22 protein-coding genes are annotated in these 26,662 nt (G+C 60.5%); 8 read left to right on the forward strand and 14 right to left on the reverse strand.

The genetic code is table 11. From position 1 onward, the window contains the following. Positions 1-186 precede the first annotated feature (186 nt). Positions 187-822, forward strand: coding sequence for a peroxiredoxin (locus SIAM614_RS09865; RefSeq protein WP_040439782.1), 636 nt, complete (start codon positions 187-189; stop codon positions 820-822). A gap of 78 nt (positions 823-900) precedes the next feature. Here SIAM614_RS09865 and SIAM614_RS09870 read toward each other — a convergent pair whose 3' ends face one another. From SIAM614_RS09870 to SIAM614_RS09890, 5 genes are all read right to left on the reverse strand, one after another. Then, positions 901-1,758, reverse strand: a complete 858-nt coding sequence (locus SIAM614_RS09870) for an SDR family NAD(P)-dependent oxidoreductase (RefSeq protein ID WP_006934102.1) — start codon at positions 1,756-1,758, stop codon at positions 901-903. Positions 1,759-1,763: 5 nt separating this feature from the next. Beyond that, positions 1,764-2,591, reverse strand: coding sequence for a TrmH family RNA methyltransferase (locus SIAM614_RS09875; protein ID WP_006934105.1), 828 nt, complete (start codon positions 2,589-2,591; stop codon positions 1,764-1,766). Further along, positions 2,588-3,541: a class I SAM-dependent methyltransferase gene (locus SIAM614_RS09880; protein ID WP_006934107.1), complete on the reverse strand. Its 954-nt coding sequence runs from the start codon at positions 3,539-3,541 to the stop codon at positions 2,588-2,590. The genes SIAM614_RS09875 and SIAM614_RS09880 overlap by 4 nt, the downstream gene beginning before the upstream one ends. A gap of 262 nt (positions 3,542-3,803) precedes the next feature. Further along, positions 3,804-6,239 carry a methyl-accepting chemotaxis protein gene (locus SIAM614_RS09885; protein ID WP_208983939.1) on the reverse strand — a complete coding sequence of 812 codons (2,436 nt, stop codon included), beginning with the start codon at positions 6,237-6,239 and terminating at the stop codon, positions 3,804-3,806. Positions 6,240-6,430: 191 nt separating this feature from the next. Further along, on the reverse strand, positions 6,431-7,189 hold the full coding sequence (locus tag SIAM614_RS09890; protein ID WP_006934110.1) for an SDR family NAD(P)-dependent oxidoreductase: 759 nt from the start codon (positions 7,187-7,189) through the stop codon (positions 6,431-6,433). 125 nt (positions 7,190-7,314) lie between these two features. Here SIAM614_RS09890 and SIAM614_RS09895 point away from each other — a divergent pair, with 125 nt between their 5' ends. Next, positions 7,315-7,557: a (2Fe-2S)-binding protein gene (locus tag SIAM614_RS09895; RefSeq protein ID WP_081455221.1), complete on the forward strand. Its 243-nt coding sequence runs from the start codon at positions 7,315-7,317 to the stop codon at positions 7,555-7,557. Between the two features lie 112 nt (positions 7,558-7,669). Further along, positions 7,670-8,155 carry a bacterioferritin gene (gene bfr, locus SIAM614_RS09900; RefSeq protein ID WP_006934111.1) on the forward strand — a complete coding sequence of 162 codons (486 nt, stop codon included), beginning with the start codon at positions 7,670-7,672 and terminating at the stop codon, positions 8,153-8,155. A gap of 351 nt (positions 8,156-8,506) precedes the next feature. Here the strand turns inward: bfr and SIAM614_RS09905 are convergent, their stop codons facing one another. The 4 genes from SIAM614_RS09905 to SIAM614_RS09920 all read right to left on the reverse strand — a co-directional run bounded on the left by SIAM614_RS09905 (position 8,507) and on the right by SIAM614_RS09920 (position 12,706). Further along, positions 8,507-9,184 (reverse strand): ATP-binding cassette domain-containing protein, encoded by a 678-nt coding sequence (locus tag SIAM614_RS09905; protein ID WP_006934112.1) that lies wholly within the window; start codon positions 9,182-9,184, stop codon positions 8,507-8,509. A gap of 8 nt (positions 9,185-9,192) precedes the next feature. Continuing rightward, positions 9,193-10,896 (reverse strand): ABC transporter permease, encoded by a 1,704-nt coding sequence (locus tag SIAM614_RS09910; protein ID WP_006934113.1) that lies wholly within the window; start codon positions 10,894-10,896, stop codon positions 9,193-9,195. A 10-nt stretch (positions 10,897-10,906) separates the two neighbouring features. Beyond that, a complete protein-coding gene (locus SIAM614_RS09915; RefSeq protein WP_006934115.1) occupies positions 10,907-12,130 on the reverse strand; it encodes an ABC transporter substrate-binding protein in 1,224 nt (407 codons plus the stop codon). Between the two features lie 120 nt (positions 12,131-12,250). Next, positions 12,251-12,706, reverse strand: a complete 456-nt coding sequence (locus SIAM614_RS09920) for a winged helix-turn-helix transcriptional regulator (RefSeq protein WP_006934117.1) — start codon at positions 12,704-12,706, stop codon at positions 12,251-12,253. A gap of 140 nt (positions 12,707-12,846) precedes the next feature. Between SIAM614_RS09920 and putA the strand changes: the two genes are divergently transcribed. Continuing rightward, positions 12,847-15,987: a bifunctional proline dehydrogenase/L-glutamate gamma-semialdehyde dehydrogenase PutA gene (gene putA / locus SIAM614_RS09925; protein WP_006934118.1), complete on the forward strand. Its 3,141-nt coding sequence runs from the start codon at positions 12,847-12,849 to the stop codon at positions 15,985-15,987. A gap of 520 nt (positions 15,988-16,507) precedes the next feature. On the opposite strand, the gene SIAM614_RS09935 is transcribed toward putA, so the two are convergent. From SIAM614_RS09935 to SIAM614_RS09955, 5 genes are all read right to left on the reverse strand, one after another. Then, positions 16,508-17,392 (reverse strand): hypothetical protein, encoded by an 885-nt coding sequence (locus tag SIAM614_RS09935; RefSeq protein ID WP_006934123.1) that lies wholly within the window; start codon positions 17,390-17,392, stop codon positions 16,508-16,510. Between the two features lie 105 nt (positions 17,393-17,497). Then, positions 17,498-19,969 (reverse strand): ATP-dependent helicase HrpB, encoded by a 2,472-nt coding sequence (gene hrpB, locus SIAM614_RS09940; RefSeq protein WP_040439787.1) that lies wholly within the window; start codon positions 19,967-19,969, stop codon positions 17,498-17,500. A gap of 10 nt (positions 19,970-19,979) precedes the next feature. Next, the gene (locus SIAM614_RS09945; protein WP_006934125.1) at positions 19,980-21,020 is read right to left on the reverse strand and encodes an ROK family protein; all 1,041 of its coding nucleotides are present in this window, start codon (positions 21,018-21,020) and stop codon (positions 19,980-19,982) included. Further along, a complete protein-coding gene (locus tag SIAM614_RS09950) occupies positions 21,017-21,448 on the reverse strand; it encodes a methylglyoxal synthase (protein ID WP_006934126.1) in 432 nt (143 codons plus the stop codon). The genes SIAM614_RS09945 and SIAM614_RS09950 overlap by 4 nt, the downstream gene beginning before the upstream one ends. Positions 21,449-21,743: 295 nt before the next feature. Further along, complete coding sequence (locus SIAM614_RS09955; protein ID WP_208983940.1) at positions 21,744-22,598, reverse strand: DUF1194 domain-containing protein; 855 nt, start codon at positions 22,596-22,598, stop codon at positions 21,744-21,746. Between the two features lie 329 nt (positions 22,599-22,927). On the opposite strand from SIAM614_RS09955, the gene SIAM614_RS31965 reads away from it, so the two are divergent. The 4 genes from SIAM614_RS31965 (at position 22,928) to SIAM614_RS09970 (ending at position 26,661) form a co-directional block, all read left to right on the forward strand. Continuing rightward, the gene (locus SIAM614_RS31965; protein WP_157139778.1) at positions 22,928-23,467 is read left to right on the forward strand and encodes a hypothetical protein; all 540 of its coding nucleotides are present in this window, start codon (positions 22,928-22,930) and stop codon (positions 23,465-23,467) included. A 59-nt stretch (positions 23,468-23,526) separates the two neighbouring features. Further along, positions 23,527-24,510 carry a sugar-binding transcriptional regulator gene (locus SIAM614_RS09960; RefSeq protein WP_208983941.1) on the forward strand — a complete coding sequence of 328 codons (984 nt, stop codon included), beginning with the start codon at positions 23,527-23,529 and terminating at the stop codon, positions 24,508-24,510. A 68-nt stretch (positions 24,511-24,578) separates the two neighbouring features. After that, the gene (locus tag SIAM614_RS09965; protein WP_006934130.1) at positions 24,579-25,580 is read left to right on the forward strand and encodes a BMP family lipoprotein; all 1,002 of its coding nucleotides are present in this window, start codon (positions 24,579-24,581) and stop codon (positions 25,578-25,580) included. Positions 25,581-25,665: 85 nt separating this feature from the next. Continuing rightward, positions 25,666-26,661, forward strand: coding sequence for a BMP family lipoprotein (locus SIAM614_RS09970; protein ID WP_006934131.1), 996 nt, complete (start codon positions 25,666-25,668; stop codon positions 26,659-26,661). The last annotated feature ends 1 nt before the right edge of the window (position 26,662 follow it).

Below are 26,662 nucleotides of genomic sequence, written 5' to 3' on the forward strand. Positions count from 1 at the left end.
ATTATGTGGCGAAAAGTCCCGCCTTATTGTGACTGGAAACTGGGGGCTGAACCGGGCAACGTCAACCCCTGCGTTCATTTGCCCTCGGCCGGAACACGCTGGAAGACTCGACAAGACTGCGCAAAAACTGAAGGGTAAACTGCCGCGAAGCTGACTTTGCGGTCCGTAATTTTAAGGAGCTCATTCATGTCTGCACTATTGCTCGGAGACGAGGCACCGGATTTCGAAGCCGACAGCACGGATGGTCCGATCCGTTTTCATGAAGCGATCGAGGGATCCTGGGCGGTTCTGTTTTCCCACCCGAAGGACTTCACGCCGGTCTGTACCACTGAACTTGGAATGACCGCCAAGCTCAAGGACAAGTTCGAAGCCCGTGGCGTCAAGGTTTTCGGCGTTTCGGTCGATCCTATCGAGGATCATCGCGCCTGGGTCGGTGATATCGCCGATACGCAGGGCGTCGCCCTGAACTTTCCGCTGATTGCCGATCCGGATCGCAAGGTGGCGACTGCCTATGGCATGATCCATCCCAACGCCAACGACACGCTCACTGTCCGGTCGCTTTTCGTCATCGGTCCGGACAAGAAGATCAAGCTGAAGATCGAATACCCGGCGTCCACGGGTCGGAACTTCGATGAAGTCATCCGCGTGATCGACAGCCTGCAGCTCACGTCCGCTCACAAGGTCGCAACGCCGGCCAACTGGGTGTCCGGTGAAGATGTCATCATCGTTCCGGCGGTGAGTGATGAGGAGGCTAAGGAAAAATTCCCCGAAGGCTGGAAAACCCTGAAGCCTTACCTGCGGGTCGTGCCGCAGCCCAAGTAAAACGCCAAAAAGGCAAGCGGCGCCTGAAAAGGACGCCGCTACCTTATGGTCTGATCAAGATCGCAACTTGCGGCGGGATCACACCGTTTTCAGCAAGGCCTTCAAAGCGGTGCGGTAGTCCGGATAGCGGAACGTAAACCCAAGCTCTTCCTTGAGGCGCTGGTTGGAAACCCGCTTGTTCTCGCCGTAAAAGGACCTGGCCATCGGCGAGAGATCGGCGGTCTCGAAAGGGATTTCCGGCGGCGCTTCGACGCCCAGAAGCTGCGCGGCAAAGGCAACCACATCCTGCGGCGGGGCCGGTTCATCGTCCGTCACGTTGAAGACACGCGTCGACGGCTTTGCCATGGCTGCCTTTAACGCACCGGCAATATCGGCCACATGAATGCGGTTGAACACCTGTCCCGGCTTCACCAGGCGCCGAGCGGTGCCTTTCTTGAAGTTCTCGAAAGCATTCCGGCCCGGACCATAAATGCCGGAGAGGCGGAAAATCTGCACCGGAACGTCGTTCTCTTGCGCAAATGCGAGCCAAGATTCTTCCGCCGTAACCCGCTGCACGGAGCGTTTGGAAACCGGGTTCAGCGGCGTGTCCTCATCGACCCAGGCACCATCGTGATTGCCGTAGACCCCGACGGTGGACAGATACCCGATCCATTGCGGTTTCGCGGCTGCAATCTCGCTGGCATATTGGTTCAGTACAGGGTCGCCAGCCTCGTCCGGGGCGATCGACACCAGAACATGCGTCGCGGTTTTCAGGGCGTCGGCAATCCCTTCGCCCTTCGTTTCCCCGTCGAAGATAAACGGCTCGACCCCAAGGTTCCGGAGCGCATCAGCCTTTTCCGGAGAGCGTGTTGTGCCGCCGATCCAGTCGAACTGGTCGCGCACTTCCTCCACGAATGCCTTTGAGGAAAACCCGGTGCCAAAGATAAACAGTCGCATTCGTATTAAAGCTCCAGGTGTTTGCGGCGGATTTCATAAAGCGCGACGCCCGTGGCAACAGCGAGGTTCAGGCTGTCGGCCTGGCCGACCTGCGGAATGCGGATCAGCGTCGGGCAGGCGGCGGCCATATCGTCTTCCAGCCCTTTTTGCTCGTTGCCCATAACCAGCAGAACCGGCTCGGCGTAGTCGGGTGTGCGATAGTCGACCGACCCTTTCAGATGGGTTGCGGCGACAGTGCCAGGCCAGGTTGCGGCCAGCGACTTGAATTCGTCCTTGCCGAGTTTCGCCAGCGGCACATGAAACAGCGAGCCCATGGTGGCGCGCACCGCTTCAACCGCAAAGGGGTCGGTGCAATCGCCAACCAGCATGACACCGGCACCGCCGACGGCATCCACCGTACGGATGATGGTGCCAAGGTTGCCCGGATCGCGGACCCGGTCGAGCGCGACCCAGAGCGTGGTACCGGAGGGCTCGATATCGCGGGGCCCCAGAAGCTGCTGCTCGTAGACGCCGACGACCATCTGCGGATTGTCCTTGCGGGTCATCGCGGACATGACGGCGGTTGACACTTCCAGGATCAGTGCACCGCGCGCCTTGGCGGCAGCAGCGGCCTTTTGCGCAACAGGATTGTCCCGTGCGTCCGGACCAAGAGCCAGATAGCGAATGCCCCAGCCGGCTTCCAGCGCGTCGGTCGCCAGCTTCAGGCCTTCGGCCACGAACAGGCCGGACTGGCTGCGGTGCTTGCGCTGCGCGACAAGCCCCTTGATTTCCTTGACGATCGGATTGGAATGGCTGGTGATCTGTTTCACCGCGCCCTGGCGTTTTTCGATCATCTGCTGCTCCAGCGGGAAAAGAGCGACGTGGACAGCGCGCGTTTGCCATCTTCCTCGCGGATGACCAGTTCTCCGGACTCCAGCAAGCCGCCTTCGGTATCCAGCGTTTCGGCCATCAGTTCGTGAATGGCGACGAAGCTGGAGCGGATCGCATAGGCGGTCAGGATCATGAACAGAGCATCCTTGGCCAGAAGCTGCTTCAGGTCGGCCAGCATGCCTGGCAGGCTGGTGTAGATGTCCCAGACCTCGCCCTTCGGACCACGGCCGTATTTCGGCGGGTCCAGAATGATGCCGTCATAGGTGTTGCCGCGCCGCACTTCGCGGGCGACGAATTTGGAAGCATCCTCGCAGATCCAGCGGATCGGCAGATCTTCGAGACCGGACATCTCCTGGTTCTCGCGGGCGTAGCCGATAGCTTTCTTGGAAGCGTCCACGTGAGTTACCTGGGCCCCCTCGGTCGCCGGCAGCAGGGAGGCAAGGCCGGTGTAGCCGAAGAGGTTGAGGATCTTCAGCGGCTTATCCGGCGCGCGTTCACGCTCGGCGCGGATCTTGCCGTTGACCCAGTCCCAGTGGGCGGCCTGTTCGGGAAAGACGCCGACATGGCGGAAGGACATGAAGCGGCCGTTGTAGCGCACCGGTCCATAGGACATTGGCCAGGTTTCCGGAACGCTGCCGGAAAACTTCCAGCGGCCCGGACCTTCTTCTTCCGTATCGCCGGAAAAGACCGCATCGGCACGGTTCCAGACACTTTCCTTCAGCCGGCGCGACCCCATGGCCTGCGGTTCCGGGCGCACGATGGTGAACCGGCCGTAGCGCTCCAGCTTTTCGCCCTGTCCCATGTCCAGAAGCCGATAATCCTTCCAGCCCTTGGTTTCCAGGATCACCGGCCAGCTCTGGTGTGCAGGCTTGCCGGACGGGGCATAGGTGGAGGCACTGGTCTGATCCGCCACGGGTCTCACTCGTTTTCTGTCTGGTTTGAAGTTTGTTCCGCCATAAAACATCCTGCCTTCATTTGAAAGTAGATTAGATGTCCCGGCAGGGGGGATATGGTGGGGCTCCCGGCCTTCGAACCTGCTCGGTCCGGCGTTTCGCGACCGTGCGCCTGAGCACCTCAAAGGCAAATTTCTGCGGCGGTCAAGGGGCGCTCGCACGCAAACGAAAAAGGGCGGGCAGCCGAAGCTCACCCGCCCCTTTTGAGTTGGAAGTGCGCTATCAGGCCGCGGCAACCTCTGACAGGAACTGCTCGACTTCACGCTTCAGTTCGTGGGTCTTCTGGGTCAGTTCACCGGAGGCCGACAGCACCATGTCGGCAGACGAGGACGTCTGGTCGACAGCCTGGGAAAGCTGCGACATGGACGAGGACACGGCACCGGTTCCTTCCGCCGCGCGCTGCACGTTCTGCGAAATTTCCGCGGTGGCGGCACCCTGTTGTTCGACAGCCGATGCAATGGCCGTGGTGTAGGTGTTCACCTCGGTCATGGTTTCCGCGATCTCGCCAATGGCGACAACGGATTCCTTGGTGGCGTTCTGGATCTCGGTGATCTGGCTGGAGATCTCTTCCGTGGCCTTGGAAGTCTGGGTGGCCAGTTCCTTCACCTCGGCTGCAACAACCGCGAAGCCCCTTCCGGCTTCACCGGCACGTGCCGCCTCGATGGTGGCGTTGAGCGCCAAGAGGTTGGTCTGCTCGGCAATCGCCTGGATGAGGGTCACAACTTCGCCGATCTTGGTGGCGGCTTCCGCCAGGCCTTCGACCTTCTGATTGGTGATCCGCGTTCCAGTGGTGGCCCGGTCGACGATTTCGGTCGTCTGGGCAACCTGGCGGGAAATCTCGCCAATGGAGGCCGCCAGTTCTTCAGCGGCGCTTGCCACAGTCTGAACGTTGTTGGTGGTCTCGTTCGACGAGTTCTGGGTCTCGCTGGCATAGCCTGCGCTGTCCCGAGCGATTTCCGTCAGCGCCTGGGCGGTCGAGTCGAGACCGCCTGCGGTGGTTTCCACCGAGCCGAGCGCTTCTTCCGCCTTGGACCGGAAAGACTGGATCAGGTTGTCGATACGTGCCTGGCGTTCCTGCCGGGCGGCTTCCTCGCGTGCGTTCTGCTCCTGCAACTGGGCGCGTTCGACCGCGTTGTCGCGGAACACCTGCACCGTCCGGCTCATGTCACCGATCTCGTCGCCGCGGTCGATCCCCGGGATCGCCACTTCGTTGTCGCCGTTTGCAAGGCGGTCCATGACGCCGGTTATCGTGCGGATCGGGCGGGTGATCGCCAGATTCAGGATGAAGGCCAGACCGATGCCGCCCATGATGGCGAGCAGGATCGTCACGGCAATCTGAACCTGTGCAGCCGTTGCAGCCGAATTGGCGGCCTGCGACTGTGCGGCGGAGATCGAGGCGATGTCGGCACCGACCTGGCGGGTCAATTCGTCAAGTTCCGCACGTTTTGCGGCCAGGTCCGCCTTGGTGACCAGCATTTCGCGGTAAGACTTGTCGAGCGTTGCAACGGACTCCGGAATGCCATTGATCGCATCGGCCGCGGCCGGCAGGATCATGGCGTATTTGACCATGTCCTTTTCGAGGGCAGTCAGTTTTGCAATCTCTTCTTCCACGAGAGACGCGTCGCTGGAACCGAAAGCACCGAAGAGGTAGAGCGTTTCAGCACGGGCAGCCAGAGCCATCTCGTTCAGGCTGGTGGCTTTCTCGGCAATCGAGCGCACCGTTGCCAGACGGGTTGAAGCGGTCAATGCGTCCGTTTTGGCCTGGGAAACGACTGGGTGGACCTGCCCGAGAATGTCCTCGGTCAGGTTGTTCATCCCTTCGATTGCGTTGCCGACGGCCAGGCGCGCTTCATAAGCTTCGGAAAAACCAAGATCCTTGGTCAGGTTTTCCAGGGCGGCATTCAGTTTGTTTGCCTGCGCCGCCAGCGAACTGACGGTCTTGCGATCGATTCCCTCGATCTGCTTGTATTTCATCTGCTTCGTGGAAGAGACGAGGTTGCGCGCAGTATCAATGGCTGTGGTGAGTTCTTCACCGTCGATGTTGCCGCTGCCCTGCAGGTAGAGCATGTGAACCTGGACGACTTCGTCCTTCAGTTCGAACACGGCCCGCTGAAGCTGGTTGGCATCGTCCAGCCGGCTGTTCGCGGCAAAAGCTTCGGCGCTGATGCGCTTTTCTTCCGTCAGAACGGCGTCGCTGATGTTCGTTGCCAGCAATTCCAGATTGCTTGTGCTTTCCTGCAGCGTGGCAAGGCGTTCTGCCTGCTGCGCAGTTTGCACGGCGACCTGCTCGAACGTTGTCGAGAAGCGCGAGACCGCGTCCTCGGCCTCGGCAACCTGGGCTTCCGCTGCGGTGTCGCCGGCAACCTCGTCTGTCAGGACCTCAAGTTCGCTCTGAAGCGCTGCCACGCCTTCAAGCACCGAAGTGCGGAGGTCTTCTGACGGATTGTTGAGGTAGTCTTCGCGCGTCAGGGACGTCGCCTGCATCTTGCCGGCAATCGTCGCTGCATGATCGGCAACGACGAACCGCGAGGACAGGCCGTGAATGGCCAGGAACCCCACACCGCCGACGACTGCGGTCAAAAGCAGGACAGCCAGAAAACCGCCACCGACCTTGAAGCCGAATCTCAAGTCGGTCAGAACCTTCAATATTCTTTTCATCTTCTCCCCACACAGCCGGAACAACTGCATTGTCGTTGCGTCAGTATCTCGAAGCCCGATGAACATTAGGTAAATCGTGCGTTTTGGGGTTCAGGTAATATTTAGAAGAAGAATCGGCTTCCTTTGAAAATCTGGCCTATATCCGTCAAATAGAAATGCGGGCTTGAAGAAAGACGGGTTGCGTAGTCGACCTATACATGCTGTCCGCCGTTGATGTGGATTTCTGCTCCGCTAACGTAAGAAGACTTTTCCGAGCACAGGTAATAGATCGTGTCAGCGACTTCGTCCGGCAGGCCAAGGCGGCGCAGCGGAATGTCTTCGATCATCTTTTCGGTTCCTGGGGAAAGGATGGATGTATCGATCTCGCCCGGAGCGATGGCGTTGACGCGGATGCCGTGCGGGCCGAAGTCGGCCGCCATTTCCCGGGTCAGCGCTGCAAGCGCTGCCTTGGAGGTGGAGTAGGCGGTACCGGCGAATGGGTGCACGCGCATTCCGGCGATCGACGTGACGTTGACGACGGATCCCTTGGCGTTCTTCAATTCCTTGAAAAGGCCACGGCCCAGCAGAATGGGCGCAAAGAAGTTGACCTGAAAGACGGTGCGCCACTCGTGCATGGGGGTCGTCAGCGAATCAAGCCGTTCCCCGTCAGGCCCTTTTGGGCTGATGCCTGCATTGTTGACCAGAGCGTGAAGTCGCGAACCGTTTGCTTCCAGGCGCTTGCGGATTTCCTGGGTGGCGAAACCGAGGTTCTCCGGATCGGACAGATCCACCTGGATGTGATCCTCCGGCCCCATCGGCCAGGGACACTTGTCTGAAAACGCCTGCCGGGAGCAGGTGATCACCCGCCAGCCTTGGGCGGAAAACCGCTTGACGGTGGCGTGTCCGATGCCGCGGCTCGCGCCTGTCAGCACGAGTGTCGGACGCTCGTCGGGGATACCCTGGCCGGTCATGTTATTTCCCTGCTGGCATGCAAAAGGCGTGGAAAAAGTTGACTCTTGCATTCGAGTTTCGTTATTGCGCTGGAATTCGTCAATGCCAATATGTTCGCATATGAGGACGCGCGCCGGATCCTACAATGATCATTTGCTCCTGTAACGTACTGTCTGACAAGCAACTTCGCGAAGCCGCGAAAGAAATGCGTGCAGACCCGAATGGCAAGGTGCCAACGCCCGGAGCTGTGTTCCGTCATCTGGGATGCCGGCCGCGCTGTGGAAGCTGCTTTCCGTCAGTCATTGACATCATTCACGAAAAAAGTTCTGAAGAGCAACCGCAGCAGGAAGAGTCGCCCGCTCCGTTGAAGCAGGCCGCGAACCGCTAGAAGAGACCGGCAATTGCCTCGCAAAAGGCATGCGCCGGCACACAGATTTCGATCACCTCCGGGCCTGCTCGCTTGATGAGCTGCCCCTGGTTGATCTCATAAGGAGAGGGTCATGAAGGGCGAAGCGCGCGTAATCGAGTATCTCAACAAGGCCCTGCGGCACGAGTTGACAGCGGTCAACCAGTATTGGGTCCATGCCCGGCTTCTGGCCGACTGGGGCTTCGGCAAGCTGGCCGACAAGGAACTGGCGGAAGCTGACGAGGAGCGTCAGCACGCCCAGGACCTGATGGACCGGATCATCTTCCTGGAAGGTCTGCCCAATCTTCAGACCCTCGATCCGCTGCGGATCGGTCAGTCGGTCAAGGAATGCCTGGAAGGCGATCTTGCTGCCGAATACGTTGCGCGCGCCCTTTACCACGAAGCCCGGGAAGTCTGCCGCGAACTCGGCGACTATGTCTCCATGGCGCTGTTTGAACAGCTCCTGAGCGACGAGGAAAGCCACATCGATTTCCTCGAAACCCAGCTCGACCTGATCGAACGGATCGGCATCGACAACTACTCCCTGCTGCAGGCAAAATCCGCGGATACCGCCGAATAAGGGCAGGGCTCGCGAGCCCGATTTTCCTCTGCCGTCGTCGGAGCCAATCCGGCAACGGCAGGGATGTCCTGCCGGTCATCAGAAAATTATTTAGACGGCGCAGTTCTTCTGCTTTTTCTCGTCTGCCCCTGTGTGCGGGGGCAATTGCATCTATGTGACCTACTTGTCTGACACGACGTCCAGATCATCAATCCGGTGTCACCCCGGACTGGCGAAGCGCAGATCCGGAGCCCACTCGCAGGGCCGGATGTCGACGTAAGCTTCGTTTTCCCCAAAGCGTTCCACTTGCCCACGCTCACAGGGCAAGAAGAAAGTAGACTTGGCTGCGTCAGATAGACCGCGGGCCAAACCTCAGACGCAGCCGTTGCCCGGTCCGCTCTCATCGAGAACATGAACCTTGCCGCTGGCCGCAGTCGCGTCTTCCTCGTCGTGCGTGACCAGAAGCACCGGCAATCCCTTTTCTCTCGCCGCATCGAAGACCAGCGCGCGAATGTCGGCACGGCGGGCCTTGTCGAGATTTGAGAAAGGTTCGTCCAGCAGCAGCGCGTGCGGTTCGGCGAGAAGGGTTCGCATAAGCGCGACCCGGGTCTGCTGGCCGCCGGACAGGGTCGCAGGGTCCCGGCTACCGAACCCGGCAAGCCCGGCATCGTCAAGCGCCTGTTGCGCCATCTCCCGCCGGATCGACCTCTTTCGGACGCTTGCGGGAATGGCAAACATCAGGTTCTGCAAGACCGACATATGCGGAAACAAAAGCGGTGACTGGAACATCAGGCCGATGTGCCGCTCTTGCGGGTTAAGGGGCGTGAGGTCTTGCCCGTCCAGCAGGATCTTGCCGCTGGCCTGAAAGTCCGGCCGCAGGAAACCGGCAATGAAGTCGAGCAGGCTGGATTTGCCACTGCCACTTTCCCCCATGACGGTAAGCACTGTTCCGGGCTCTATCCGGCAGTCGATCCTGAGCAGCAGCGTTTCGCCAAGGTGCAGCGCGACGTTCTGAAGAAAAAGTCCTGTTGTCTCACTGTTGGTGTGCATCGGCGATCTCACCTTTCCAGCCGCATTGCAGCCCGGTTGCGGTGAAGCAGGGCCGGCAGCAGTGCAGCCAGCACAAAGCCCGCCAGCGGAACACCAAGCTGCAGCAGGGCCAGCAAGGCGGCGGACTGCCGGCTGCCTCCACTCGCAAGCGCGACGCTTTCGGTGGTCACCGTGACAATCCGGCCCGCGCCAACCATCAGGGTTGGCAGATACTGGCCGACGGAGACCGCGGCTGCCACGGCAAGCGTTACCAGCACGGGCCGCAGCAGCAACGGCAAACGGATCTGCCAGAAGATGCGGCCACGGGATGCGCCGATGGCGGCGGCTGCTTTGGCATAGCGCGGATCGAGCCGGGCCCAGGGATCGCTCAAAGCCAGGAAGGCGTAGGGCAAGACGAAAACCAGGTGGGCCAGCAGAACGGCGGTGAAGGTGCCGCTGAAATCAGCCGACAGGAACAGCAACTGCAATCCGAACAGAAAACTGATCTGTGGCAGCAGCAGCGGCAGGAAGACAAGTGTTTTGAGGCGGCGGGAAGAGGATGTCTTGCGGTGATCGCGATTTTCCAGCAGCCACAGTGTGAGGGCGGTCGCGACAAGAGCGGAGGCCGATGCCAGAGCGACCGTCGTGCCGAGAAGTCCCAGGCTCATGCCGAGTGTGTCGGCCATTCGCATGACATTCCAGGCCTGCGGAAGAACGGCGGGAAACCACCATGAACGAGCCGCGGACCACAGGCCGAGAAGCATGAGAGACAGGACCATGGCCGCAATTATGGTGACCATCACCAGAAGTCCACCATATCTGGCAGTGCGCTCGCGCAGGTGACGATGTCCGGTGACGAGATGGCGCTTTGAAGTCGCCGCAATCAGTCTTTCGCCTGCCAGATAGGTTCCGAGCGCAACCGCGCTGACGGCAAGTTGCAGCAAGGCCCCGGCCGATGCCATCAGGCGGTAGGCCAGATTCGGATCGTTCATCCAGAGGACGAGGCGCGGGGCGAGCGGGGCCGGTGTCGTCGGCCCGAGGATGGCAGCAACATCCACGACGGATGTGGCATAGGCGATCACCGCCAGAACCGGCAGGCGGATCAGCGGGTAGATCTGCGGCAGCACGATTGTGAAGAAGGTTGCAACACGGCCATAACCAAGACTGGCCCCTGCCTTGAAATACTCCTGGATCCGCGGGCGGTTGAGCGCGGCGAGTGTCATCAGGAACAGAAAAGGCACTTCCTTGGCGACAAGGCCCATGGTCATGGCAATGCCGAGCGGATCGTTGAGGATCAGAACATCCGGCGGCCGGGTCCAGCCGGTCACCCAGGGCGAGACCAGCCGAACCAGAAATCCGGATGGAGCGATTAGAAAGGCAAGGCCGATGGCCGCCGCGGCGTGAGGGACGGAAAGCAGCGGCGACAGAAACCTTGTCAGGCGTCGGAACGTCCTCGTGCCAGACCAGCCCGCCACGAACAGCAGCACGATCGCCAAAGACAGGACGGAGGCCATCAGGCCCGTGGCAAGGCTGAGCCAGACAGAAGTCATCAGGCCCGGTTGTTGGAAAAGATGCCGGATCGGTTCAAGGGAGAACCCGGTGCGGCCCAGCGCCGGCAGGTAGCCGAAGGCAGGCAGGAGGGTACCCGCAAGGCCGGCAAGAACCGGCCCGGCCAGAAAGACCGATACCAGGATAACCGGTACGGCTGGACCCGCTCTCGGCTTCGTCGTCACGTCCTCCGGCTCACTCGGCGCCGTAGCGGGCGGTCCAGGCTTCTTCCAGCGCGCTGACCCAGCTCGGGTGAGGTTCGGGCAGCACCGGGCCGAGCTGCTCGGGTGTCAGCGTTGCCGGTCCAAGGTCGAGCGTGTCGAAGAGAACCTTCTCGGTTTCAGGCAGCCCGGCGACGTTCAGCACGGTCGGATCTCCCCAGATGGCAGGATCCTGTTTGCGGGCCTGTGCCGCAGGCGACAGCAGGAAATTGGCAAAGACCTTGGCCCCCGCCTGGCTGGAACTGTTGAAGGGGATCGCAACAAAGTGGGTGTTGCCGATAGTGCCGCCATCCAGAACGAAGGTGCGGGCGGTGGGCGGCAGTTCGCCGTTGGCAATGGCACTTGAGGCATCGGACGGATTGAAAGAAAAAGCGATGTCCAGTTCCCCGTCGGCCAGCAACTGGCGCATATGCGCGGCATCCTTCGGAAAGGCGCGGCCCTGACGCCAGAGCGCGCCATGCAATTCATCCAGATAGGCAAACAGTGGCGCAGTCATTTCTGCAAAACGCGCCTCGTCCACCGGCTTTGTCAGGGCAGCCTTGTCGGGAACCGTGCTGACGAGAACCTGCTTCAGGAAGGTCGTGCCATAGAAGTTGGGCGGTTGCGGATAGGCGAAGCGGCCCGGATGCGCCTTGGCGTAGCTCAGGAGCCCGTCAAGCGTTGCAGGCGGAGTGTCCAGGCGGGCGCTGTCATACATGAACACGAGCTTGGCCATGCCCCACGGGCTTTCCTGGCCATCCGTCGGAACGGTGAAGTCCTGGACGACAGTCGGCTTGTTCTCCACGTCGACGTAGCGCCAGTTCGGCAAGGATTGCGCCCATCCCGGGGCCGCCAGCAGACCCTGTTCCTTCATGGCCGCAAAGTTCTCGCCGTTGAGCCAGACAAGATCAACGGCGCCGCCACTGCTTTTGCCGACCGATTTTTCGGCAAGAACCTGCGAGACGACCGAGCCCGTGTCGCTGACCTTTACCTGAAGCACCCGAACGTCAAAATTGTTTGCGACTTCCCTTGCGGCCCAGGCGATATAGGCGTTGATACGCGGCTCGCCGCCCCAGGCGTGGAAATAAACGGTCTCGCCTCTGGCATCGTCCAGAACGGCCTGCCACGCCGGATCAGTGGCAGCTTCCTGTGCCGGAGAGGCAACCGGTGCCATGAGTGCTCCGAGAAATCCAAGCGTTGCGGCAAGCGTGCGTTTCATCAGATTGTCCCCTGTTGCGGATCGTGTCCGGTCTCCGTTCCCTCGCGCAAGGCGCATTGCGCGGTCAAGACAAGGCTTTGTGAACGAGGAGTGTTCGGGCTTTTGTGGTCGTGCAGGAAATTACACGGGCAGGATATGCGTGTCCTTGATCTCTTCCATGACGGCATAAGTATGCGTTTCACGCACACCTGGCAGGGCTAGCACGACATCTGACAGAAAGGCCCGATAGGCTTCCATGTCCTTGACGCGGCTCTTCATGAGATAGTCGAAGCCACCCGCCACCATGTGACATTCCATGATGTCGGTCGATCGCTCGACGGCAACCTTGAAGGCGTCGAAAATCTCCGGAGACGTGCGGTCGAGACGGATTTCGACAAAGACCAGCAAGCCCCGGTCCACCATCTTCGGATTGAGGCTGGCCGAGAAGTGTTCGATGTAACCTTCCCGCACCAGCCGCTTCATGCGTTCGGCTGTTGCGGTCGCTGAAAGATGGACGCGCTCGGCGAGGTCCGTGTTGGTGATACGGCCGTCTTGCTGGAGAACCTTCAGAATCCGCCGGTCTGTAGCGTCAAGCATGGGGAATTTCCCTACGAAAAAGAAATTAATAGAGAAATACACGGAGAACGGCCCGAAAAACAGCGAAAAGCGGACTTTGAATCAAGATATTTTAGGGGATCTAGTGACCCGGCCCCGCGGGGCCCCTTTGGGAGGTTCTCATGACCGCAACCGTTGCAGCCATGAAGACAGTCAATTCGACCGAACTCGAGCCGTTTCGCCCGGCATATGCCCCCGATGACAAAACGCTTGTCGAAGCGCTTCTGAAGGAAGCCAACACCGACCCGGTGGTGGAGAAGCTGATCGACCAGCGTGCCCGGGGTTATATTCAGGACATGCGCTCGGTGCAGGTGGGCCTCGGCGGCGTGGAAGACTTCATGCGCGAATTCGGCCTGACAACCCGCGAAGGCCTTGCCATGATGGTGCTGGCAGAAGCGCTGCTGCGCGTTCCGGATGCCAAGACCGCCGACAAGCTGATCGAGGACAAGCTGGCAGCCGCCCGCTTCGACGATCCCTCAGGCCCGAAATCCGACACCTGGCTTGTCTCCGCTTCTTCCTGGGCGCTGGGCGTCACCTCCCGTCTGCTGCACCCGGGCGACACGCCCCAGTCGATCCTGTCCAGCCTCGTCAAGCGCATGGGCATGCCGACCGTGCGTATGGCGACCCGAAAGGCGATGCGCCTGCTCGGTCACCAGTTCGTTCTCGGTGAAACCATCCAGAAGGCTCTGGAGCGCGCCAGGACCCAGGAAGCCAAGGGCTACCGTTATTCCTATGACATGCTGGGTGAAGGCGCGCGTACGCAGAAGGACGCCGAGCGTTACTTCCAGTCCTATGCCAAGGCAATCGCCGCCATCGGCAAGGCCGCAGGCGACAAGCAACTGCCGGACCGACCGGGCATTTCGGTGAAGCTTTCCGCGCTGCATCCGCGCTATCAGGCCGTCAACGGCGAGCGCGTGCGCGACGAGCTTCTGCCAAAGTTGCGCGAACTGGCGCAGATGGCCAAGGACCACAACCTCAACTTCACCGTCGATGCCGAAGAAGCCGACCGGCTTGAGATCTCTCTGGATATCATTGCCGCCATGCTGACCGATCCGGTCACCGAAGGTTGGGACGGTTTCGGCCTTGCGGTTCAGGCCTATCAGAAGCGCGGCATTCACGTGATCGACTGGCTGGTCAACGCAGCCCGCAAGACCAATCGCAAACTGATGGTACGCCTCGTCAAGGGCGCCTATTGGGATACGGAAATCAAGCACGCTCAGGAAGGCGGTGCGGAAGGTTATCCGGTGTTCTCGCGCAAGGCGGCAACGGATCTTTCCTATCTGTGCTGCGCCAAGCGGATGCTGGCGGCGCGTGATGTCCTCTACCCGCAGTTCGCCACCCATAATGCGCTGACGGTTGCCCAGATCATCGAACTGTCCGGCGGCAAGGCGGAGGGCTACGAGTTCCAGCGCCTGCATGGCATGGGTGAGAGCCTCTACAAGTCCGTTGTCGAGCGTGACGGCTTCCCGTGCCGGATCTACGCCCCGGTCGGCGGTCACAAGGACCTCTTGGCCTATCTCGTGCGCCGTCTTCTGGAAAACGGTGCCAACTCCTCCTTCGTCACCATCGTGGGGGATGCTTCCGTACCGGTTGAAAAGATGCTCAAGCGGCCGAAAGAGCTGCTGGACAACGGCCACCATGCCGTCAACCGCTCGATCCCGCTGCCGAAGGACCTTTACGGCGACAGCCGCCGCAATTCCAATGGCGTGGAGTTCGGTCATGCAGCGGAGCGCAACCTGCTGACATCCGGCATGGCCAAGACCACGGCTCCCTTCACTGACGCTGCCACGCTGGGCGCGGGGTTGAAACCGTCGGGCGACGCAAATCCGGTGTTTGCCCCGATGGACGGCACAACCAAGGTTGGCACGGTGCGTTTCGCGGACAGCGAGACGGCCCGCCTTGCTGTCGAAAATGCCCAGAAGGGGTTCGAGAAATGGTCGCGCAGACCGGTTGAAGAGCGGGCGGCCGCCATCGACAAGGTTGGCGACCTGCTGGAGGCCAACCGGGACCGTCTGATGACGATCCTCTCATTGGAAGCCGGCAAGTGCCTGACCGATGGCATTGCTGAAATTCGTGAGGCGGTCGACTTCTGCCGTTACTACGCAGCCGAAGCCAGAAACCTGTTCGGCGAAGGCAGGCTGATGCCAGGACCAACCGGCGAGGAAAACCGCTACCGCTATCGTGGCCGCGGCGTCTTCGTCTGCATTTCTCCCTGGAACTTCCCGCTGGCGATCTTCCTCGGTCAGGTCAGCGCCGCGCTGATGGCGGGCAACGCCGTTGTGGCCAAGCCTGCGGAACAGACACCGCTGATCGCTTATGAAACAGCCAAGCTGATGTATCAGGCCGGTATCCCCGAAGATGTCTTTTACCTGCTCCCGGGCGAAGGTGATGTAGGTGCCGCACTGACCTCCCATCCGGCTGTTGCCGGGGTGGCCTTTACCGGATCGACCGAAACCGCCTGGCTGATCAACGGCACGCTGGCTGCAAAACGCGGCCCGATTGTTCCGCTCGTTGCCGAAACGGGCGGGATCAACGCGATGATCGTCGACGCGACGGCTCTGCCTGAACAGGTCTGCGATGACGTCATGATGTCCGCCTTCCGCTCCGCCGGTCAGCGCTGCTCGGCACTGCGTTTGCTGTATGTGCAGGAGGATGTCGCCGATCACCTGCTGGACATGCTGGAAGGCGCAGCGAAGGAACTCAGCCTGGGCGACCCGCGGCTGCCGTCGACAGACATCGGTCCGGTGATTGATGAGGAAGCACGCGACAACATTCTCTCCCATGTCGACGACATGAAGGAGAGCCAGAAACTGCGCTATGCCGGCAAGACGCCGCACGGCAAGCTGGCCAATGGCTCCTGGGTTGCTCCGCACATCATCGAACTGGACAAGGCCGAGGCCCTGACGCGGGAAGTCTTCGGACCTGTCCTGCATGTGGTTCGATACAAGGCGGGCGACCTGGACAAGGTGCTGAACCAGATTGCCGGTACCGGCTACGGTCTGACACTCGGTGTTCACAGCCGTATTGATGCAACGGTGAAGAAAGTGGTCGATCGCCTCTCTGTCGGCAACGTCTACGTCAACCGCAACACCATCGGCGCGGTTGTCGGCACCCAGCCCTTCGGCGGCTCCGGCCTGTCCGGCACCGGCCCCAAGGCCGGCGGCCCGGCCTACCTGACCCGGTTTGCCCTGGAACAGGTGGTCTCCATCAACACCGCCGCCGCCGGCGGCAATGCCAGCCTGGTGGCAGCCTCGGACGATTGAGGGGAAACGGGCCGTCGCGAAACCGCGTTCAACCTCTCCTGCGTCATGGCCGGAGGTGATCTACTGTTGCCTGGTTCAAAGAGCCGGAAAGGGATTTCAAGTATGGGTCGGTTTTTTGATTGTCATCCTGGACGGAGCGAAGCGGAGATCCGGGATCCAGTATCTTCATGACTTAGCTCAGTTTTTCTATCGCCAGCCACACGGAATCCTGGGTCCCGGTCTTGACGCTACGCGCCAAACCGGGATGACAACCGAGAGAAGGAGGACCGTATCCCAGGCCCCTGAAGAGCGAATGTTTCGGAAAAAAGACAGCGAGTTAGCTCCAATCACTGAACTTAAACCGGACACCAATGGGCTCGACTCTGGCATCCACGACGCTTCATCGAAAATGTGATGGTTTGTCGTTTCAACGAGTCCAGCATGGATTTCCGAATAAAGTTCGGCAATGACAGAGGGTAACGAGTTGGATAGTGAGCTCTCCGAGATAACGTTTGGCGGATAGCACCTGAGTGTCGCCGGTCTATCGGTCAGCCAGAAGGTCTTCGCACTCGTTCATTTCCCCGAGCAGCTTTGACAGGGACCTAGAGTCAAGCAAGGGAGGCTGGTTGAAGAAGATGCTGGCTGTGAACCGGTCGAATAGCCGGTCAAATGACGTCTGCAGGGATTGGCAGGCGCGAAAACGATCGACGATTTTCTGTTTCTCCGGCGAGTAAGGTCTCGGATTGGACATGATCGAATGGAGTTTGTAGAGGGGCCAGCGCTGCCCGATTTGCAGAGTCCAGAACAGTTTCCGCTGCAACAGGACCCACTCTGCCGGATCGGATCTGGCCTCCTTGAAATATACCGGATCGTCGAGTTTTCGCATGTCGAGAAGAGTGTTTTTCAGGCGGTCAAGATACTTTCGGTAAAGATCTGACGGCTGCTTCAGATTTTCAGGAGGATCTTCGCCCATCTGGTACCTGCAATCTTCGCGATTGCTCAAGAAACCGAAATAGGTCCGGGCAAGATACATCGGGTTCTGAATCTGACGATCAACATCCACCAAGGTCTCTGCAAACTTCGAAAGTTGCGAGACCGCATTTTCGCACATCCATAATGGGGCAAGCTGCGATTGTTTTCCTCCGGCAGGATGCATAGTCGCGCCTGACGCAAGGTCTCGTTCCAGCGCTTGTGTGTAGGAAGTCGAGATGGCGGTCAACTTGTTGCCGATCGATATGATTTTCCCCTTGAGGAGAACGTCCTCCAGGGACGGGTCGAGATCGAACAACTCGAGATGTAAAGGCTCGGCTTGCTCCAGCATATCTGAAACGATTAGCTTCGCCTCGTCTTTCGTGACGAGACGTGTCGCTGCCGGTGCACCAGATGCCATAATCAGAAAAAAAACCAGGAAGGGAAGAGTTCTCATGAGGGGAAAATAACTTTAATCAGCAAGGCATTACACCTAGGTAACACCAGTCGACCATCAAGCACAATCAGAAATTGCTGGCTCTATAGTGAAAGGCTTTCTGCCTTAGCTCCCCCGCGGCTTAGCCCGTCTTGTGGCTTCGGCCTCGGTCGGGTCGTCCGGCCAGGGATGCCGCGGATAGCGGCCCTTCATGTCGGCTTTCACATCCGCCCAGGAGCCTTGCCAGAAACCGGGGAGATCCTTGGTGATCTGGATCGGGCGCTGAGCCGGAGAGAGAAGTTCCAGGATCAGCGGCAGTCTGCCGTCACAGACGCTGGGATGATCCTTGAGGCCGAAGAGTTCCTGCACGCGAATGGACAGCGTCGGACCTGCGGCTGCACCATAGTCGATCGGCACCTTGCTGCCTGTCGGGGCCGTGAAGTGCGAGGGGGCAAGGCTGTCCAGCCGTGCAGATGCATCGTAGGGCAGGAGCGCTGCAAGCGCGTTGCCCAGCACAGCGGTATCGATTGCAGCAAGGCTCGTGCAGCCGGCGAGATAGGGCTGCAGCCAGGATTCCAGTGTCTCCGTCAATGTGCCGTCGGAAAGGTCGGGCAGATCCTGCGCGCCGTTCTCAAGGGCATAGGCGACACGTTTCTTCAGGCGTTTCTGATCCTTGCTCCAGGGCAGGCGGGAGACGCCGCGACGGCGGATTTCGGCTATCAGGGCCCGTTCAACGGCTTCCGGATCGGCTGACTGAATCTGGACGGACTTCAGTTCGACCGCCTTGTAGCGGGTGACCCGCCGCGCCTTCAGCGCACCATCGCCTGTCAACTGGACTTCATCCTGCTCGACAATGTCGGCAGCAAACAAATCCTCGATATCGGCCTTGGAGATTGGCGCGCAAAGCTGAATGCGTCCGCTTGCGGCCTTGCCCTGAATATCGGCGACGGTCAGGAACGCTTCCCGGGAAAGGGCATGTTCCGCCTCCAACTCAGCGCCCCGGCCGTTCGCAAGGCGGAAGCGGCCGGTTTGCCCGCGTTGCTGGGCAACCCGGTCGGGATAGGCAAGGGCGAGCAGAAGTCCGGCACTCTCCGGCTCAATCTCCTTGCCCGACCCGTCAGCCTGCTTCAGCCACCGTTCGGCCAACTGGCGGCCGTCTTTTACACGCTGGCTCTTGTCGTGACGCAAGGACTGCAAACGTGCACGCAGGTCCGGGTCCCGGCCGCCGAGGCCCGGTTCGGACAAAACCAGCGCGATCATGGCGGCGGTAAAGCCGAGATCGCGGGCAACGCCTTCGATCACCATATGCGCGAGGCGCGGATGCAGCGGGAGCTTTGCCAGGGCCTTGCCGTCTCCGGTCAGGCGTCCGTGGTCATCCAGTGCGTGCAGATCCTGCAGCAATGCCTTTGCTTCGGTCCAGGCGGCTTGCGGCGGCGGGTCGGCAAAGGCGAGAGCCTGCGGATCGAGCGTCCCCCAGGCAGCAAGGTCCAGCACCAGGCCGGTCAGATCCGCTTCCAGGATCTCCGGCGCCTCAGCCTGGGGCAGGGCCACGGTCTGCGCTTCGTCCCAGAGCCTGTAGCAGACACCGGGCTCGGTACGCCCGGCACGGCCCCGGCGCTGGTCTGCGGATGCGCGGGAAACACGCACGGTTTCCAGCCGGGTCAGCCCGGTCTGTGGCTCGTATTTCGGCACGCGCGCCAGACCGCTGTCGATAACGACACGCACACCTTCGATGGTCAGCGAGGTCTGGGCGATGGCACTCGCCAGCACGATCTTGCGGATTCCGGCATCGGCCGGCCGGATGGCTGCGTCCTGGGCTTTGGCGTCCAATCCGCCGTAAAGCGGTGCCACCTGGCAATTGGCAGGAAGCTTGCCCTCCAGCATCTCGGCGGTGCGGCGGATCTCGCCCTGTCCGGGCAGAAACACCAGTACGGAACCTGTTTCTTCTGCAAGAGCCTGTCGGATGGCCCGCACCGTCTGCGGTTCGATGCGCTCGTTCGGCGTTCGCCCCAGATAGCGCGTTTCGACAAGGTAGCTGCGGCCCGTGCTTTCAATCACCGGCGCGTTGCCGAGCAGCTGCGAAATGCTGGCGGCATCGAGCGTTGCGGACATCGGCAGCAGCCGTAAATCATCTCGCAGCGCCGACTGCACATCCAGCGCCAGCGCCAGGCCAAGGTCGCCATCAAGCGAGCGTTCGTGAAATTCGTCGAAGAGAATGGCAGCAACGCCCGTCAGTTCCGGATCGTCCAGAATGAGCCGGGTGAAAACGCCTTCCGTGATGACCTCGATCCGCGTGCGGGTGCTGACCTTCGTTTCCATGCGCACCCGGTAGCCCACGGTCTCGCCTGGTTTCTCGCCCAGTTCGCCCGCCATCCGGCGCGCAGCGGCACGCGCTGCCAGACGTCTTGGCTCCAGGACCAGGATCTTGCCGTCACCACGCCAGGCTGCATTCAAAAGAGCCAGCGGCACGCGGGTCGTCTTGCCTGCGCCCGGTTCGGCAACCAGAACCGCATTGGGCCCCGCCTCAAGCGTTGCCAGAAGCTCCGGCAGGACACCGTCGATTGGCAGCGAGGTTGCGAAGGCTGGGGCGGAGAACATGGCGCCCGTGTCAGCTCGCGCCCGGTTCGGCACCAGCGATCCATTGTCGGCCCTGCATGTCCACCGCAAAGGCTTCCGGCGCGCGTGCGAAGGAGGCAAGGCCTTCCAGCGCCGGGTCCGGGTGACGGACAATGAAGGTCGGGATCTTGGCCATCAAGGCTTCATGGGGTGCCTTGGCCTCGAATGCGGCGCGGAAACCGCCGTCGGTCAGGAAACGCGTGATCCGCGACGTGACGCCGCCGGTAAGATAGACGCCACCGCGTGCCAGAACCGTGAGTGCGAAATCGCCCGCAACGCGGCCAAGGGCCCGGGCGAAGACCTCCAGCGTTTTCACCGCCACCGGATCGTTGTCTTCTGCGGCCATGGTTATGCTGGCTGCGGTCTCGAAACGCCGGTGCGTACCCATAAAGGCGGCGACGCCGCGGGCAAGACGGGGCAGGCCGGTGCCGCTCAGGATCTGTTCTGCGCCCAGCCGTCCGCCGACAAGTTCGATATGCGGCCAGATGGCAACGTCTTCCGGCGTTACCGGGCCGAGTTCCACATGGCCACCTTCACCGGGAACCGGGATCCAGGTCTGTGCGGCATAGATCATTGCCGCAGCACCGAGACCGGTGCCGGGGCCGAGCACGAACTTGGCGCTCTCACCCCGGATGGTGCCGGAGCCGACCTGTTCAATGTCGCCGCCGCTGTACCCGGGCAGGGCCAGAGCCTGCGCTTCGAAATCATTCAGAACGATGACTTCCTCCAGACCAAGGTCGGCAATCATCTTCAATGGTTCGATGACCCAGGCCGCATTGGTCAGGGGGATCTTGTCGCCTGTGACAGGCCCGGCAACCGCGATGATCGCGGTGCGCGGTTTCGGCGTTGCTTCCGGAAGAACCACGTCGCGGATGGCGGAGGAAATATCAGTGTGATCCGCCGTCGCCGTCTTGCCGCACATGCGGGTGGGCGCCTCTGCGTCGTCAACCAGAGCGAAACGGGCATTGGTGCCGCCGATGTCGGCCACCAGAACCGGATAGGCAAAGGATTTTGTGTTCTTGGAAAAACTCATGAGGACAGGGAGCCAACTTCAGGTGTCGCGGACGTGGTCTTGAGGCCCTGAAGGCGGGCGGAGCGCAGCAGGATATCCGCGGTCGACGGATTGAGGGCCATGGGCATGTCATAGACGACGGCAAGGCGCATCAGGGCCTTCACGTCGACATCATGCGGCATGGGCGACAGCGGGTCGACGAAGAACAGCAGGCCCTGCAGCTTGCCTTCGGCAATCATGGCGCCGATCTGCTGGTCGCCGCCGAGTGGACCGCTTTTCAGCCGCGTGACCTTGAGGGTCGGACAGGCTTCCAGAATACGGCCGCCGGTGGTGCCGGTGCTGACCAGATCGAAGACGGAAAGCTTGTCCTGGTGCCGTCTGGCGAACTCGACCATGGCGTCTTTTTTGGCGTCATGCGCGACAAGCGCAAGAGTGGGCGTGGCAGGCATCGGTGGTCCTCTGGGGTCTAGGCAATCCGGATCGATTGAATAGCCGAAAGCTGATCGAAACCAAAGTCCCGGGAGGTCTGTTCGTGCACTGATGAAAACGGACGAAAAGACACCCTGGCCGGAAGCGACAGCAGCGGGAAAGTGTTTAGCCGTTCAAAGCGCTTTAGGCAAAGGAAGATGACGGGGTTGGCTCAGAAGCTGTTCCCTTCGGGAAGACGGCTGGCCGAAAGGAAAAGAAAATGCCGCGTTCCAGACCGGAACGCGGCAGGTGATAAGGAGAATGGAGACGTGGCGGTCAGTCGAACAGATTGCAGCGGATCGGCTCGCGTCCGGCCACACGCTGGAAATAAGGGTCGGGCTCCTGCAGGTGTAGTCCGGCGATCTCCATCACCAGCTTCATGCGGATCGCATCGGCGAACGCTTCCTGGCTGCGCACTGGAATGGCAAAGGAGCCCGGACCGCCGATGACGCAATCCTCGTAATAGTGGTCGAGGTTGAGCATTGCCTGCCAGGTGTTCTTGTTCGATTTCATCATCAGCGGCAGACCGTTGATGGTGACGCCGGCTGCCACCATGCGGTCGCGCATTGCCGTCACCGAACCGCCCTGGTTGTTCGGGCCGTCACCGGAAATGTCGATCACGCGCCGCAAACCCTCATACTGGTTGTTCTGAACCAGAAAGACGGACTTTTCGAGCGCTGAGGCAATGGAGGTGCGCTGGACCTGCCGGAGCGGCGCTTCCGCGATCTTGGAAGCAAAGTGAGCGGCAGACCCTGCGTCCTGGATCACCGTCCAGTCGGCCACGATGAAATGCTCGTCGACACCGCCCCACTCCATGTAGGTCACGGCAACACGGCCGATCGGACCCACCTGAATGGCGTCAAGGAATTCCCTGGAGGTGAGAGCGGCGACATACCCGGCGCGCTGCACTTCCTGTTCCTCAGTATCCATGGATTGAGAGATATCGACAGCCAGGACGAGCTCGACGTCCACTTCATTGGCCGGATTATAGCTGTATTGCGAAGAAGCCATCAGGGCCGGACGGTAGTCTCGGGCTGAGGCAGGCGCGGCAAAAAGGAATGCCACACAGATCAGTGACAGTAAATTTGTAACCGTCGTTGCACAGTCTAGTTTTGTTATGTCGAGACGCATGGTTCTTCTCCTTAAGTCAGCCTTTCGGCAGGATGGCCACGTCTCCCCTGTTTATTTTGTTGTTTAATTCCTTATCTTTCCGTTCCTCGTGATTCCTAACAAGGCACTGGCTGAATGCCTTGGTTCAGCTTCGAAATTTACTTAGCAAGCTACATGCCAAACGTAGCGTAATATTCCCAAGCTGGCAAAAGTAATGTGCACGCAGTGCATGTTCTATCCACAGGCTCGGGATATGTTCCCGACTTGCTAGGCAAATTTTTCATCCATGGCCGAACGTCTGGCCTTACGTATAAGTAAGGTGGTGTTTTTTCGAGGGAAATCAATCCGCCATGACGGTCACATTTTTGCGCAAACCCGTGAGAAATTCTGGCGAGATTGCAGGTCGGTGTCCCAAAAAAGCAGTCAATTCAGAAGCTTTGACAGGGTCCGGGGCAGTCCGTTTAAACGGCCGTATTCCGGCCGGTCATGCACTGGTGTTTGCTAGATGTGGAAAATCCACCGGCAAATTTTGCCGTGCAGCTAGGCAAAATTTGCCGTGCTCGTCCAAAAAATCCGCAGCCTTGGGCAGAATTTGCCGCCACTCAGAGGTGGTGTTTGACGCATATTGCTGCCCAGAAATGCAGCAATCAGCCAGAAAATTGGCAGTTTTTTTAGTTGACGGCAAAGGCAAGGCTGGTCATGATCTGAAGAAATTCTCACTTGGTGAAGAATTTTTCGGAGAGCCTTCGCGGCCCCGGAAAACAAAAGCTCCGAAAGAGAGCAGGGCACAGCCGGACCGTTGCGGTCAACCGCGTCGCATGGCTGAACGGGCAGGTATTTCATCCAGCGTGGTGCAATGCCGAAAGGCCGGGCGTTTTGAGAGTGGTTGAGCATCCTGTCCGCCGCAAGGCGTGTGCAGTGGCTCTGGAGGGGAAGGTTTCGACGCGGAATGCAGACTCGCGACGACGACTGGACATCGTATATGGCCATCCGGGCAGCGTGGCTGTCCTTTGTGGGCGGCCGTACCCAGGGTGAGATTGCCTCACAGCTTGGCGTGTCGCCTGCCAAGGTGCATCGCCTGATCGCTCATGCGCAAAAAGCCGGATTCGTCAAATTCCAGGTCGATGGTCGCCCGATGGAATGCCTTCAGCTTGAAAAGGAGCTGACGGAGCATTTCGGCCTGACCAATTGCATCATCGCGCCCGATCTTGGCGGCGGTGATGACGACAGCGCTCTCAGGGCCGTGGCGGTGTCTGCGGCACAGTTTCTGTCCGGCCTGCTCGGCGGTAACAATGTCACTCGCCTTGGCGTCGGCATGGGCCGTACGCTGACGGCGGCTGTCGAGGCCTTGCCGAAGGTCACGCGAAACGATCTGGAAATCATGTCGATCTGCGGATCCCTGACACGCACGCTTGCCGCCAACCCCTATGACATCGTTCAGAAGATGCAGGAACGCACAGGTGGCATCGGCTACTATCTGCCGGTTCCCTATTTTGCCGAGAACCAGGACGAAAAGGCGATGTTCCTGACCCAGCGCAGCGTGCAGGACCTGATGGACCGCGCGCGCCAGTCGGATGCCTTCCTGATCGGGATCGGCTCCGTCGAGAACGAGGGGCATCTTGTCCAGCGCGGCATGATTTCCAAAAAAGAACAGGAAGATTTGCTGTCGGGCGGCGCCGTCTGTGATTTGATGGGGCGCTTTCTGACGATCGAGGGAAAATTGGCCCCGGATCCGCTCGGCGATTGCGCCGTGGGTCTGCATTTCGATGAAGTGCGCGGGCGCCGTGTGATTGCGCTGGTAGGTGGGGAGAGCAAGGTGGAAGCCACGCTCGCGGCCCTGCGTACCGGTGTCATTACCGACCTTGTGGCAGACGAGACCCTTGCGAGGGCTCTGACGGCACGGGCCGGATTGCAGCTGGCACAGTCCGCATGATGCGGCTGGGCCACGAGGGGAAACGGGCCGGCCACAAGGCAGGCCCCCGCATGTCGGAGGACATATAAGTGAAAAAGCTTCTTACCATCGGCACCGCGCTTGCCGGCCTGGCCTTTACCGCCGTGGGCGCACTTGCAGCCGATATCAAGCCGGCAGTGCTTTACGATCTGGGCGGTCGTTTCGACAAGTCGTTCAACGAAGGTGCCTACAACGGCGCTGAAAAGTTCAAGGAAGACACCGGCGTCGAATACCGCGACTTCGAAATCCAGAACGATAGCCAGCGCGAACAGGCTCTGCGCAACTTCGCCAAGCGCGGCATGAACCCGATCGTCGCCATCGGCTTCTCCCAGGCCAATGCCGTGGAAAAGGTTGCCAAGGAATTCCCGGACACGCAGTTCGCGATCGTCGACATGGTCGTCGACCTGCCGAACGTGCGCTCCATCCTGTTCAAAGAGCAGGAAGGCTCCTACATCGTCGGCATGCTGGCCGCTATGGCGTCCGAAACCGGCAAGGTCGGCTTCGTCGGCGGCATGGACATTCCGCTGATCCGCAAGTTCTCCTGCGGCTACAAGCAGGGCGTGATGGCCGCCAACCCGAACGCGGAAGTGTTCGAGAACATGACCGGCACCACCGGCGCGGCCTGGAACGATCCCGTCAAGGGTGGCGAACTGGCCAAGTCGCAGTTCGACCGTGGTGCTGACGTCGTCTATCACGCCGCCGGCGGCACCGGCATCGGTGTTCTGCAGGCTGCTGCTGACGCCGGCAAGCTCGGCATCGGCGTGGACAGCAACCAGAACAACCTGCATCCGGGTTCGGTTCTGACTTCCATGCTGAAGCGCGTTGACATCGCCGTCTACCAGGCGTTCGAAGACGCCGCCAACGACAGCTGGTCTTCCGGCTTCGAAGTGCTCGGCCTCAAGGAAGGCGGCGTCGACTGGGCGCTGGACGACAACAATGCCGAACTCGTCAACGACGAGATGAAAGCCAAGGTCGAAGAAGCGACCCAGAAGATCATCTCCGGCGAGATCGAAGTTCACGACTACATGGCCGACCAGTCCTGCCCGATGTAAGGCAGATCTAACGGACCTCCGCGCGGTTTCGCGCGGAGGTCCACCTGTATTTTCTGGCGTGCCCAACCCGTTTTCGGAGGACAGGATGCTCCGTCTCACATCAGGCGTCATTGCTGCGGCCTGCGCTGTCTTCATGACAACAACGGCAAGTCTGGCCGAACCGGCCATCGTTTATTCCGTCGGCGGAAAGTTCGACGGTTCATTCAACGAAAGCGCCTATGCCGGCGTGAAACGGTTTCAGGACCAGGACGGCGGCACCGTTCGGGAATTCGAGTTGGAACGCGATGCGCAGAGCCTGCAGGCCTTGCGGAATTTCGCCAGCCGGGGCGCATCGCCCGTGGTCGCCATCGGCTTCAATCAGGCCAATTCGCTTGGCCAGGTAGCGCCCAATTTTCCCGATACGGATTTTGCCATCGTCGACATGGTGGTCGATCAGCCGAACGTGCGCTCCTACGTCTTCAAGGAACATGAGGGTGCCTATATCGGCGGCCTGCTGGCGGGCATGGCCTCCAGAAGCGGCACCATCGGCTTTGTCGGCGGCATGGATATACCGATCATTCAGCGGTTCCTGTGCGGCTACAAGCAGGGCGCGCAGGCCGCCAGAGCGGACATCCGCGTTCTGTCCAACATGACGGGCGATACGCCGGCCGCCTTTGCCGATCCCGTTCGCGGCAGTGAACTGGCCATTGGCCAGATCAACCAGGGCGCCGATGTGATCATTCAGGCAGCCGGGGGAACCGGCATCGGTGTGCTGCAGGCAGCGGCAGACAAGGGCGTGCTCGGCATGGGCACCGACAGCAACCAGAACGGCCTGCACCCGGGCAAGGTCCTGACCTCCATCCGCAAGCGCGTGGACAATGCCGTCTACGACAGCTTTCAGGCAGCGAAGGACAGAACCTTCGAACCCGGCATCAAGGTGCTGGGCGTCGCGGACGGCGGCATGGACTGGGTGCTGGACGAAAACAACAAGGACCTGATCACGCCGGACATGAAGGCTGCGGCGGACGCTGCCGTTGCCGCTATCTCCGACGGCAGCGTCAAGGTTCACGATGTCGTCACGGACGGAGCGTGTCCTTTCTGAT

It is taken from the genome of Roseibium aggregatum IAM 12614 (genome assembly GCF_000168975.1).
Lineage (GTDB): Bacteria > Pseudomonadota > Alphaproteobacteria > Rhizobiales > Stappiaceae > Roseibium > Roseibium aggregatum.